Source organism: Caulobacter sp. GW821-FHT10A06 (genome assembly GCF_059415805.1).
The window spans coordinates 61880-74059 of record NZ_JBWKNY010000007.1; the positions used below are offsets into that span (position 1 = coordinate 61880).

Here is a 12180-nt window from a genome sequence, read left to right on the forward strand (position 1 = left end):
GAGGATTTCAGCCGCAATGAGTCAGATTAAGCGGCGGCCAGTTCGGCCGAGACGGTGGCGAAGGCCCAGTCGAGCCAGGGCGTCAGGGCCTCGAGGTCCGAGGCTTCCACCGTGGCGCCGCACCAGATGCGCAGGCCGGCCGGGGCGTCGCGATAGCCGCCGATGTCGAGGGCCGCGCCCTCCTTCTCGAGCAGGCTGGCCAGCTTCTTGGCGAAGTCGGCCTGGGCGTCTTCCGGCAGGGCGGCGATCGTGGGATCGACGACCTTCAGGCACACCGAGGTGTTGGAGCGGATCTCCGGCGTGGCCGCCAGGAAGTCCACCCACGGGGTCTTGGCGACCCAGTCGGCCAGCACGGCCAGGTTCTGGTCGGCGCGGCCCTGCATGGCTTCCAGGCCACCGATCGAGGCGGCCCACTTCAGGGCGTCCAGCGCATCCTCGACGCACAGCATCGACGGCGTGTTGATCGTCGCGCCTTCGAAGATGTCGGCGGCGATCTTTCCGCCCTTGGTCATGCGGAACAGCTTCGGCATCGGCCAGGCCGGCGTGTAGCTTTCCAGGCGAGCCACGGCGCGCGGCGACAGGATCAGGATCCCGTGGGCGCCTTCGCCGCCCAGCGCCTTCTGCCAGGAGAAGGTCACGACATCGAGCTTGGCCCAGTCGAGATCTTGCGCGAAGGCCGCCGAGGTGGCGTCGCAGATGGTGATGCCTTCACGGTCGGCCGAGATGAAGTCGGCGTTCGGGACACGCACGCCCGAGGTCGTGCCGTTCCAGGTGAAGACCAGATCCTTGGCCGGGTCGACCTTCGACGTATCCGGCAGCTCGCCATAAGGAGCGCTCAGGACTTCGACGTCGGGCAGCTTCAGTTGCTTGGTGACGTCCGTGACCCAGTCCTTGCCGAAGGACTCGAAGGCCATCAGTTGCACGGGGCGGGCGCCGAGCATCGACCACATGGCCATCTCGACCGCGCCGGTGTCCGAACCGGCGACGATGCCGATCAGGAAGTCGGCCGGCACTTCCAGCACTTCGCGCGTCTGGTCGATGGCGGCCTTCAGGCGCGCCTTGCCCAGCTTCGACCGGTGCGAACGGCCCAGCACGGCGTTTTGAAGATTTTCGGGGGTCCAGCCGGGGCGCTTGGCGCAGGGGCCGGAAGAGAACTCGGGGCGAGCCGGACGGATTGCCGGCTTGGCGAGGGTAGTCATAGCGATGTCTCCCATCCTTACAGATGGACTGCACCCCGTTGGGGGGGTGTGGCCCGCCGGCGAAGAACCTCGTTTCGAGGCGGATTGCAAGGAGAGATTTTGCGAAAGCCGCGACCAATCGTCCGATCGCGGCAATTATTTTTCGGGCTGGTTCCGCTTGCGCCAGGCCAGGAACGTGCCGACCAGGATGCAGACCAGGACGCCCGTGCTGACCAGGTTGTTCACCAGGATGTAGATGTTGTCGTACCGCTTGCCGTCCACGAGATAATAGGCATGGAGGCTGAACTGCACCCCCTGCAGCAGCACGGCGATGCCCAGCCAGCGCGTGGCGTGGCGCAGGGCCAGCAGCAGCAGGCCTAGGGCCATCAAGCCGTCCAGCGCCAGATACAGACCCTGGACCAGTTCCTTGCCATGGATGAGGCCCGCGAGGAGGACGGCGACGAAGGTCGACAGGACCAGCATCGCGCCGCTGCGCTCCGCTCGACCGCCCCAGCGCCACGCGCACAGGCAGGCCGCGGCAAGCAGCGGCCAATTGATCCAGAATAACAGTTGCAGGAACGCAAACATGCTTTGGGCCTCTAACCCAGATTAGAGGCCCAAAGGTATTAAACTATTGCAATGTATTTTTAGCGAGGACCTTAGACGACCTCGCGCAGGGCCGACCCGCGGACCTCGTCCTGCGGCTTGATATCGCCGACCATCCGCGTGCGGATGCCGAGGCGCAGGCGCGTCTCGTCCAGTTCGGTATGCGCCTCGACCATCGCGGTGCGCGCGGCCATCAGCGCCTGCATGGCGTCGCCGACCTTGGCGGTGACGCCGTGGCCGAACGTGGCCGACAAGCCCAGATCCTTACGAGCCTGCATCAGCTCGGCCATCATCTCGGCGACTTCGGTCACCGCGGCGTCCACAGCCGTCTCGGTCGAAACCAGCTTGCTGGCCACTCGCTTAGCAACAAAAACCTTTTCCACGCCCGCCTCCGTTAACGAAACACTAATGGAAAAGGTAAATAGATTGTTAAAGCCAAAGCAACGCAAAAATGCGCCCTAGCGTTGTTTTGTCGCGCGACTCTCACTGCCCTTGGAAGCGAAGCGTTAGGAACCTTCAGGCATACTGTCGCGACGATTGAGTTCCTGAACGCTGATGGGCGAAAAGCACAACAACAGCGCGAGCACTGCCGCGACACACGCGCCACTACAGGCGCGAATCGCCGGTGTGGCCTTGGCCACGACCGTTCTCGCCCTCGTGGCTGCTTGCCTGTGCTTCATGCTGCAGCAGTGGAGCGTCGCGCGGCAGGAAGCCCGCGCCAATCACGAGATCCTGGCTCAGATGGCCGCCGCCGGCGCCGCCGCCCCCCTGGCCGACCACAACATGGTCGGCGTCTACCGGGCGCTCGAAGCCGTGGCTAAGGCGCCCAGCGTCGCGGCCGTGCGGATCATGGACACCAAGGGCCGCACCGTCGCCCAGCTGGGCGCGGCCAATCCCACCGACGCCGACACCCTGACGCGGCCGATCAAGCTGTCCTCGCAGACCGTCGGCACCCTGGTGCTGGTGGCCCAACATCCGGGCCTGGGCCAGACCCTGGCGCGTGACCTAGCCCTGACCGGCGCCCTGTTCTTCGGCGCGGCCGGCCTGGCGATCCTGCTGGCCAACAGCCTGGCCCGCCGCCTGGCCCGCCCGATGGAGCGCCTGTCGGAAGCCATGCACGAGACGGCCGTCGGCGGCCGGTTCAAGGCCGTGGAACAGACCTCGGACGACGACGTCTTCCAGAGCCTGACCGACAGCTTCAACCACCTGGTCTGCCGCCTCGAGGCCAACGACCACGACCTGCGCGGCGCCATGGCCGAGCTGGTCAAGGCGCGCGACGACGCCAACGCCGCCAACGTTCTGAAGTCGCACTTCCTGGCCAATATGAGCCACGAGATCCGCACGCCCCTGAACGGCGTGCTGGCCATGGCCGAGGTCATGGCCATGGACGACCTGGGCTCCAAGCAACGCGAGCGCCTGAAGGTGATCCGCGAGTCCGGCGCCCTGCTGCTGGGCGTGCTGAACGACGTGCTGGACCTGTCCAAGATCGAGGCCGGCCGCCTGGAGATCACCGACCGCCCGTTCGATATCGCCCAGCTGGCCCAGGCCATCCGCGAGACCTATGCGCCCCAGGCCCGCGACAAGGGTCTGGCCTTCGAGGTCGCCATCGCCCCCGAGGCGCAGGGCGTCTGGCGCGGCGACAGCGACCGCCTGCGCCAGATCCTGGGCAACCTGATCAGCAACGCCCTGAAGTTCACGCTGGAAGGCGCCGTCGCTGTGCGCTTCGCCTCGGCCGAGGACGGTTCGGGCCTGCGCATCGACGTGGCCGACACCGGCATCGGCATCTCGCCCGAGATCCTGCCGCGCCTGTTCGACAAGTTCGTCCAGGCCGACAGCACCACGACCCGCCGCTTCGGCGGCTCGGGCCTGGGCCTGGCCATCTGCCGCGAGTTGGCCGCCCTGATGGACGGCTCGATCAAGGTCCAGAGCCGCGAGGGTCGCGGTTCGACCTTCACCGTCCTGGTCTCGCTGCCGCGCGAAGAAGCGCTGACCGACGTCCACTATATCGACGACGGCCACGCGCCCGCGCCGCCGCCGGAAGTCGAGGCCGAAGCGTCCGCCCCGGTCGTCGGATCGAACGCCCTGCGCGTGCTGGCCGCCGACGACAATCCGACCAACCAAAAGGTCGTCGAGGCCGTCCTGGCGCCGCTGAACGCCGAGGTGGTGCTGGTCGCCGACGGCGCGGCCTGCGTCGAGGCCTGGAAGGCCGCCAAGTTCGACATCGTGCTGATGGACATCCATATGCCCGGCATGGACGGCGTCGAGGCCGCCCAGGCGATCCGCACGCTGGAAGCCGCCGAGGGCCGCGTCCGCACCCCGATCGTGGCTGTGACCGCCAACGCCCTGGCCCACCAGGTCGAAGGCTACCTGGCCGCCGGCATGGACGGCCACGTCGCCAAGCCGATCGAGGTCACCAAGCTCTACGCCGCCATCGAAGCGGCCATGACCGCCGCGCGGCTGGCGCAGGCGGCTTAGGGCGCCCGACTGGGGTCGAGCGCCAGCTTCTCGCGCCGCCCCCACGCCAGCAGATCGATGCCGCGGGCCGCCAGGAAGGCCACGGGAATCCTCATGGTGACCCAAAAGATCGGGCCAAGCGTCGGCGGCAAGGGCGGCCCGTCATGCTGCAGCATCCGATCGACCTCGCCCTCGATCTTCACGACCAGCTCGGTCTCGCCCAGCGCCAGGTCGATGCGGCAGGCCGAGATCACGTGACGACCCGCCACCGAGCCCAGCCAGGTGGCCTCCGTGAGATAGCCGACGCCATCGCCTTTCAATTCAAGGTGTCCCGAGGTCTCTCCGCTCAGGATCTGGGCCAAGGCGTCGTAGCCAAGCCCGAAGAGCCAGAGCCTGTAGGTGATCGCCGAATCGGAAGGTGACCGGGTCGCAAAGCCATCCGGCCAGAGCACAGGATGGCCACAGGGCTCCGCCAACAAGCTCTTGTCGTCGATCTGCGCCCGCACATAGGGGCGACCTATTCCACGCTGAACGGCGAACCGCCCTTCGAAGAATGGCGTCCCGCCATCTCTGTCGAAGGCGACCCCGGACAGGCCCGGACGATTGAAATCAAAAGGCGTGTCACTCGTTTCACCCGAGGTGCGGAACTTGTTTCCGTGTCTGGCGAGTGGAGATCCCTGCGTGATCAGAAACGCCCACGGAATGACGATGTCCACGCTGATCCGGCTATCGGCCAATACCGGGACGGGCGATCCGGGCTTCAGGAACGTGCCTGAAGTGACTAGCGGCCCCACCTCGCCGCTGAGGCTCACGCCCAAGCCAGCCTCGGAGACGCTGACCTCGACCCGCAGGGACGGTATCCGCCCCGAAACCCAGCCGAACTCGCTCTCCATCGAGAGCTCCGCCCATTCCACGTAGCCTGAAGCGCTTTCGCCGGGCGACCCAGCCCGCCTGGCGAGCAAAGCCGCGAAATCAACTGGTAAGCGCAAAGCGAGCCGGTTGTTGGCGCAGGCGCGCGAGAAAAAACCGGGGCGCTCTTCGAACAGTTCACTCAAGTGAAGCCAGGCGCCGAACGAACCGCCCATGAAGAAGGAAATCCGCTCCCGCGCCGACGGCGCGGGATCTCCACCGGGATCGTGAGGCGACTCCAGTAGAAACTGGCCATCAACCACACATCCGGTCATGGCGCCGGAGATGATCCGGACATCGGCCAGCTGCATCAACGCCGCTCACTTATAACGCTTGGGTTGAGTCCCACCCCAATCCTTGGCACGGCCCGCGACCTAAGTCGAACCCTCGACACAAGATGAACAGAACATAACGAGCGGCTCAGAACCGCTTCAGGCTGGGCGTGTTTCTCTTAGCTCAACGTCGCTTCCCCCACTTCCCCAAGCCAAACGGGTGCGACGCAGAGATCTGAAAGGAACCGAACCGATGAAGAAGATCCTGATCCCGATCGTTGCGGTCTCGGCCCTGGCGGCCGCCACCGTTCCCGCCGTGGCTTCGGCCCAGTCGATCAACCAGCGCCAGGACATGCTGGAGCGCCGTATCGACCAGGGCGTGCGTAACCACTCCCTAACCCGCTCGGAAGCCGCCCGCCTGCGCGCCGACCTGCGTCAGACCGCTCGCCTGGAAGCCCAGTATCGCCGCGGCGGCCTGAGCGGCTGGGAACGCGCTGACCTCGATCGTCGCTTCGACCGCATCAGCGCCCAGATCCGCTACGAGCGCCACGACCGTGACTATGGTTACGGCTACGGCCACGGCCCGCGTCGCTAAGGGCTAGAACCTTCCTAAGCCGGCTCCACCCGGAGCCGGCTCTCCACCACCGTGAAGCCGCGGCCGCGCAACAGAACGCGCGCGCCGCGGTTTTCGCATTCCAGGTCGCCGCCCCGGCCGGGATAGGCCTGATGGAACTTCAGGACATCCGCGCCCAGCTTGTCGCCGTACAGCGGCATCAGGATGCAGTGGGCCGAGCCCGTGGTCGGGTCCTCCGGGATGCCGAAGCCGGGCGCGAAGAAGCGGCTGACGACGGCGTAGGGCTTGTCCGGATCGGCCTCCGCCACGACCACCGTCTGGCCTGGGCCGCCGGTGGCTTCACCCTCGATCTTGTTCAGCGCCGTCAGGTCCGGCTTCAGCCCGCGCACCGTGGCCTCGCCGTCCATCACCGCGATCAGATAGGCCCCGGCCCAGACCTCAACTGGCGTGGCGCCCAGGGCCTCGGCGAGACCCGCCGGGATGTCGGTTTGGCGTGGCGGGTCGGCCGGGAAGTCCATCTCCAGCCCCTCGCCCGCCCGGCGCACCGTAAGCGGCCCCGACAAGGTATCGAAGGTCAGCAGTGGAACATCGACGCCGAGCTCTTTGAACAGCATGTGCGCCGCCGCCAGGGTGGCGTGGCCGCACAGCGGGGCCTCCAGGGCCGGCGTGAACCAGCGCAGGCCGTAGCGCGCAGGGTCGGCGGTCTTCAGCAGATAGGCCGTCTCGGCCTGGTTGTTCTCGGCCGCCAGGGCCTGCATCCAAGTCGCTAATGGCCACGCATCGAACGGCTCGACCACGCAGGCCGGATTGCCCTTGAACGGGCCGCTGGCGAAGGCGTCGATAGTCCACTGGCGCATGGCGATCTCCCAGACTGGACATCGTGGTTATGCGCGGCCGGGACGGTGGGCAAAGCCTTTATTGTCCCGGTGACAATCTAGCCTTCGATCGAAATCTCAGGCCACCGGGCCTTGGCCGAGCCCGTGGTGCGCTCCCAGCCGCCCGCGCCCTTCACCCGCAGCGGGTTGGGCTTCAGGCGCATCGCGAACAGGTCTTCCAGACCGAACGGCGCCCAGACGCTCAAGCTGTCGTCCTTCTCCAGCCGCACGCCCACGCAGAAGGCGGTGGCCACGAAGCGCTTCAGGGCGGCGGCGCTGTCCTCCAGCGGCGGATAAGGCTCGTCGGCGCCGAACTTCTTCTCGAACCACAGGTGCACACGGGCCTGATTGCGGACCTCGACCAGCTCGCGCAGCGGCGGCTCGAAGGCGGCGGCCACACGCTGGATGACGATGTCCTCGGCCTCGTACGAGGTGTCGCTGTCGTCGTGATAGGCGACGTCGTAGTCCTTGATGCCGTAGGCCAGGTCGCGGCCCGTCAGGTGGTTCCAGACCGGCTGGTAGACCGCGCCCGAGAAGATCATCCAGTCGGGCAGATCCAGATCGCGGACGGTGCGCAGCACTTCCCAAGTCGTGGGCGTGGCGCGGACGATCTCGCGCAAGCGGTCTTCAAGCGTGTCGGTCATTGGCGAAGGGTCCAGCCGTGATCGAGGGGGCCATGGCCAGCGCCGAAGCCCGGCGCGCGCAGCATGGCCTCGTGGACATAGTTCCAGGCGCGGGCGACGGCGGCTTCCAGCGGCAGGCCTTGAGCCAGGCCGGTCGCGCAGGCCGAAGCCAACGTGCAGCCGGTGCCGTGCGTGTGGCGGGTCTGTATCCGCTCGCCCTCGAAGGTGGTTTCGCCCTCGGTGGTCATCAGCACGTCGACGACGCGGTCTCCGGCAACGTGCCCGCCCTTCATCAGAACGGCCTGGGCGCCCATCATCAGCAAGGCCTCGCCAGCGCGGCGCAGGTCGTCGGTGGTCTCGACGACAAGGCCCGTCAGCGCGGCGGCTTCCGGGGCGTTGGGCGTCAGCAGCGCCGCGCGGGGGATCATCAGGCTCTTCACCGCGCCGATGGCGGCCTCGGCGAGCAAGGACGCGCCGCCCTTGGCGATCATGACGGGGTCGATGACGGCCGGGACCTTGCCCTCCCCATTCTTATTGGCGTGATCGATCGCGGCCGCCACGGTCTCGACCACGGCGGCGTCGCCCAGCATGCCAGTCTTGATGGCGTCGGCGCCGATGTCGTCCAGCACCGCGCGGGCCTGGGCGGCGATCACCTCGAGCGGAATCGGGTGGACGCCGGTGACGCCCAGGGTGTTCTGCACCGTCACGGCGGTGATCGCGGTGGCCGCGTAGCCGCCCAGGGCGGTGATGGTCTTGATGTCGGCCTGGATCCCCGCGCCGCCGCCGGAATCCGATCCGGCGATGACGAGGACGCGGCCCTTATGAGCGTCTGACATCCCCGCTGTTTAGGCGGGATTCGGAAGGTCCGCTACGCCGCCTGCAGCGCGTGCTGCCAGGCCCCTGCCAGGATGTTGGGACGGATCGGTTTCTGGACCACGACGCCCTCTTGCTGGCCATCCAGGGCCTTGGCGTGGCCGGTGACATAGACCACCGGGATCGGACCCAGGTGGGCCATGATCATCTTCACGGCCTCGACGCCGGTGCCGTCGACGATCCGGTAGTCGGCGGTGATCAGGTCGGGTTTTCGCTTCAGGGCGCAGTCGAGCGCCTCCAGCGGGCTCTCCGCGATCGCGATGCTGGTGAACCCCTGCTCCTTGAGCAGTTCTTCGATTTCCAGCGCGATCAGGATCTCGTCTTCGATAATCAGGGCATGTCGCGAGCGCATCTTTGCGGGTGCTTTCGATAGGCCGTCCCCAGATATTTAAGCGCGGTGATTCCCCAACCCGCAAGCGAGGCCAGGAGTCGCAATCAACCCAGACTCGCGTGCGGATGCGCCTAAGCCTTACCGCGCAAGGGGTTCCCTAAGCGGGACTTCAAATAGCTTTGATCGCGGCCTGCACGTCCAGGGCTTGCACCGTCTCGCGCACGTCGTGGACGCGCACCGCCGCCACGCCCGCGTCCGCGCCCGCGAGATGCGAGGCCAGCGAGCCGCCCAGGCGGTCAGAGGCTTCGCCGGCCGAAGGATCGATGCCGGCGATGAACCGCTTGCGGCTGGCGCCCAGCAGGATCGGATAACCCAGGGCCACGAAGCGCGGCAGGGCCTTCAGCAAAGCCAGGTTGTGGTCCACCGTCTTGCCAAAGCCGATGCCCGGATCCAGCCAGATCTTCTCCTTGGGCACACCGGCGGCCATGGCGGTGAAGGCCCGCGCCAGCAGGAAGGCCTCGACCTCGGCGACGACGTCGCCATAGCGGGGGTCGTCCTGCATGGTCCCCGGCTCGCCCAGCATGTGCATCAGCACGACGTCGCAGCCCAACTCGGCGGCGACCTCGGGCGCGGTGGGCGAGAACCGCAGGGCGGCCACGTCGTTCCAGATCGTCGCCCCGGCCTTGATCGCCGCGCGGGCGACGCCGGGCTTCATGGTGTCGACCGAGATCGGGATGTCGCTGGCCTTGCGGATCGCCTCGATGATCGGGACCACCCGCAGGATCTCGTCGAACTCCGAGACCGACGCCGCGCCCGGCCGGGTGCTTTCGCCGCCGATGTCCAGGATATCGGCGCCCTGGGCGATCAGGCGGCGGGCGTGCTCGATCCCGTCGGCGGCGGCGACGAACTTGCCACCGTCCGAGAAGCTGTCGGGCGTGACGTTGACGATCCCCATCACGAGGGGACGCTGGATGCTGACCATCCGCGCCTTCTACGCCTCGCGCAGCATCCGGTCGACCCGGCCGGCCAGGTCGCCGACCGCGAACGGCTTGGTCAGCACCTCCATGCCGTGCTCGATATGGCCGTGGTTCAGGACGGCGTTCTCGGCATAGCCGGTGATGAACAGCACCTTCAATTCGGGCTTCAAGGCGCGGGCCGCGTCGGCGACCTGGCGACCGTTCAAGCCCCCCGGCAGGCCGACATCGGTGATCAGCAAGTCGATCTCGGCGGTCGACTGCAGGATCCGCAGGCCGGCCGAGCCGTCGGCGGCCTCCAGGCAGGCATAGCCCAGCTCCTCCAGCGCATCGACGACCAGCATCCGCACGGTCGGCTCGTCGTCGACCACCAGCACGGTCTTGCCGGCCTTGACCGGGGCGAGACCGGCCGGCTGCTCGACCGTCTCGATCTCGTCCTCCTCGCCCAGCCGGCGCGGCAGGTAGAGGCAGACCATCGTCCCCTGCCCGACCTCGGAATAGATCCGCACGTGGCCGTTCGACTGGCGGGCGAAGCCATAGACCATCGATAGGCCCAGGCCCGTGCCCTGGCCGATCGGCTTGGTGGTGAAGAACGGGTCGAACACGCGCTCCAGCGTCGCCTTGTCGATGCCCGTGCCGGTGTCGCTGACGCAGGCCGAGACGTACTGGCCCGGCTCCAGCCCGTGGTCGCGGGCGGTGCGCGCGTCCAGCCAGCGATTGCCGGTCTCGATGGTGATCACCCCGCCGTCCGGCATGGCGTCGCGGGCGTTGATGCACAGGTTGAGAAGCGCGTTCTCCAGCTGGTTGGCGTCGACCAGGGTCGGCCACAGGCCCGAGGCGCCGACATATTCGACCTCGATGCTCGGGCCGACCGTGCGGCGCACCAGCTCGACGAACTCGACCATCAGCCGATTGATGACCACCGGCTTGGGGGCCAGGGTCTGGCGGCGCGAGAAGGCCAGCAGGCGATGGGTCAGGGCCGCCGCCCGCCGCGCCGCGCCCTGGCCGGCGGCCAAATAGCGCTCGACATCGGCCGCGCGGCCCTGGGCCAGCCGCGCGCCGATCATCTCGAACGAGCCCGAAATGCCGGCCAGCAGGTTGTTGAAGTCGTGGGCCAGGCCGCCGGTCAGCTGGCCGACGGCTTCCATCTTCTGGGCCTGGCGCAAGGCTTCCTCGGTCTCGCGCAGGCGTTCCTGCTCCACCACGCGTTGGGTGACGTCATAGACGAACTGGTAGGCGCCGATCCGCTCGCCGTTCAGATCATACAAGGGATGGAAGCGCATCTCGTAGTGGCGACGTTCGCGCTCGGAATCACCGAACTCATCGGTCTCCATGAAGCTTTCGCCGGACAAGGCGCGCGACCAGACGTTTCGCACCTGGGCCTGATGCTCGGGATAGCCGGCCAGCAGCTCCACCATGTTGTCGCCGACCTTCGGCCGCATGCCGAAAATCCGCTCGAACTCGCCCGCCGAAGCGCTGTTGATAGCCAGCCAGGTCAGGTTGTTGTCGACCACCTGGACGAAGACGCTGGCGCCTTCGACGACGTCGGCCAGCAGGCGGCGACCAGCCAGGGCCTCGGCGACGCGGATCTCCAGCGTCTCGTTCAGCAGGCGCAGCTCGGCCTCGACCTGCTTGCGGGCGGTGATGTCCTGGAACAGCACCGCCACCTGGCGCAGCTCGGGCGGCTCGATGCGGAACGACGATAGCGACAGGTGGCGGCCGGTGGCCACCAGCTCCTGCTCGAAACGGATCGGCTGACCGGTGCGCAGCACCTCGCCATAGCGGGCCACCCAGGCGTCGGCCTCGGCCGGCACCATCTCGCGCAGCTTCTGGCCCACGACATTGGGGATGCCCGCGTGCCGCTCATAGGCGGCGTTGGCCATGATGTGTACGTAGTCACTGAGTGGTCCGAACGGACCGTCCAGGAACTCGATGATGCAGAAGCCCTCGTCCATCGACTCGAACAGGGCGCGATAGCGGCGCTCGTCCTCCAGATGGGCCTGCTCGCGGCGGACACGGTCGGTGATGTCGTTGCACAGGATGTGGACGCCGGCGACCGCGCCGGCCTCGTCGCGCACCGGCGCGAACATCAGGTTGCACCAGGCCGCCTCGCCGTCGGCGCGGGAAAAGCCGATCGCCTCCTGCACGATGCTCTCGCCCTTCAGGGCGCGCTCCAGCAGCGGCAGGCCGGCCGGCACCGGGAACGCCTCGGCGAACGGCGCGCCCAGGGCGATGTTGTTGGCGGCCAACAAGCTTCGTGCGGCGTCGTTGTGCAGCAGCAGCGTCTGGGGCCCCCAAGCCAGGAAGGCCGGGATCGGCGAGGCCAGCATCATGCCGGCGGCGACCTTCAGGGCGGGAGACCAGGTCTCGGGCGCGCCCAGCGAGGTATCGGACCAATCACGCGTCGCCAGGGCAGAAGCCATCTCGCCGCCACCGATCAGGAAAGCGGGCGCCACGGATGAACTGGAGGGCGAGCCCAGGGACTCGTCAACGGAAGACATGGTTTCCAAT

The 12180-nt window shown here is 67.5% G+C and carries 11 protein-coding genes and 1 pseudogene; 2 read left to right on the forward strand and 10 right to left on the reverse strand.

The features are described from left to right. Positions 1 to 26: 26 nt before the first annotated feature. The 3 genes from AC07NF_RS21005 to AC07NF_RS21015 all read right to left on the reverse strand — a co-directional run bounded on the left by AC07NF_RS21005 (position 27) and on the right by AC07NF_RS21015 (position 2167). Positions 27 to 1199 carry a phosphoserine transaminase gene (locus AC07NF_RS21005; protein WP_494627511.1) on the reverse strand — a complete coding sequence of 391 codons (1173 nt, stop codon included), beginning with the start codon at positions 1197 to 1199 and terminating at the stop codon, positions 27 to 29. A 135-nt stretch (positions 1200 to 1334) separates the two neighbouring features. Then, positions 1335 to 1766, reverse strand: coding sequence for a hypothetical protein (locus tag AC07NF_RS21010; RefSeq protein WP_494627509.1), 432 nt, complete (start codon positions 1764 to 1766; stop codon positions 1335 to 1337). 71 nt (positions 1767 to 1837) lie between these two features. Then, the gene (locus AC07NF_RS21015; protein WP_492815342.1) at positions 1838 to 2167 is read right to left on the reverse strand and encodes a hypothetical protein; all 330 of its coding nucleotides are present in this window, start codon (positions 2165 to 2167) and stop codon (positions 1838 to 1840) included. Positions 2168 to 2248: 81 nt separating this feature from the next. On the opposite strand from AC07NF_RS21015, the pseudogene AC07NF_RS21020 reads away from it, so the two are divergent. Next, positions 2249 to 4259, forward strand: a pseudogene (locus tag AC07NF_RS21020) (ATP-binding protein). Here AC07NF_RS21020 and AC07NF_RS21025 read toward each other — a convergent pair. Further along, positions 4256 to 5461 carry a hypothetical protein gene (locus AC07NF_RS21025; protein WP_494627507.1) on the reverse strand — a complete coding sequence of 402 codons (1206 nt, stop codon included), beginning with the start codon at positions 5459 to 5461 and terminating at the stop codon, positions 4256 to 4258. The pseudogene AC07NF_RS21020 and the gene AC07NF_RS21025 sit on opposite strands and share 4 nt — an antisense overlap. Before the next feature lie 211 nt (positions 5462 to 5672). Here AC07NF_RS21025 and AC07NF_RS21030 point away from each other — a divergent pair, with 211 nt between their 5' ends. Beyond that, positions 5673 to 6014 carry a hypothetical protein gene (locus tag AC07NF_RS21030; RefSeq protein WP_494627505.1) on the forward strand — a complete coding sequence of 114 codons (342 nt, stop codon included), beginning with the start codon at positions 5673 to 5675 and terminating at the stop codon, positions 6012 to 6014. A gap of 14 nt (positions 6015 to 6028) precedes the next feature. Here AC07NF_RS21030 and AC07NF_RS21035 read toward each other — a convergent pair whose 3' ends face one another. From AC07NF_RS21035 to AC07NF_RS21060, 6 genes are all read right to left on the reverse strand, one after another. Next, complete coding sequence (locus tag AC07NF_RS21035; protein ID WP_494627503.1) at positions 6029 to 6850, reverse strand: PhzF family phenazine biosynthesis protein; 822 nt, start codon at positions 6848 to 6850, stop codon at positions 6029 to 6031. A 77-nt stretch (positions 6851 to 6927) separates the two neighbouring features. Next, positions 6928 to 7512, reverse strand: coding sequence for a nucleotidyltransferase family protein (locus AC07NF_RS21040; RefSeq protein ID WP_494627501.1), 585 nt, complete (start codon positions 7510 to 7512; stop codon positions 6928 to 6930). Next, a complete protein-coding gene (gene thiD, locus AC07NF_RS21045; protein ID WP_494627499.1) occupies positions 7509 to 8327 on the reverse strand; it encodes a bifunctional hydroxymethylpyrimidine kinase/phosphomethylpyrimidine kinase in 819 nt (272 codons plus the stop codon). The genes AC07NF_RS21040 and thiD overlap by 4 nt, the downstream gene beginning before the upstream one ends. Positions 8328 to 8359: 32 nt before the next feature. Then, complete coding sequence (locus tag AC07NF_RS21050; protein WP_492815348.1) at positions 8360 to 8716, reverse strand: response regulator; 357 nt, start codon at positions 8714 to 8716, stop codon at positions 8360 to 8362. Between the two features lie 148 nt (positions 8717 to 8864). Next, on the reverse strand, positions 8865 to 9677 hold the full coding sequence (gene folP / locus AC07NF_RS21055) for a dihydropteroate synthase (protein ID WP_494627497.1): 813 nt from the start codon (positions 9675 to 9677) through the stop codon (positions 8865 to 8867). 9 nt (positions 9678 to 9686) lie between these two features. Beyond that, the gene (locus tag AC07NF_RS21060; protein ID WP_494655332.1) at positions 9687 to 12170 is read right to left on the reverse strand and encodes a PAS domain-containing protein; all 2484 of its coding nucleotides are present in this window, start codon (positions 12168 to 12170) and stop codon (positions 9687 to 9689) included. Between the last annotated feature and the right edge of the window lie 10 nt (positions 12171 to 12180).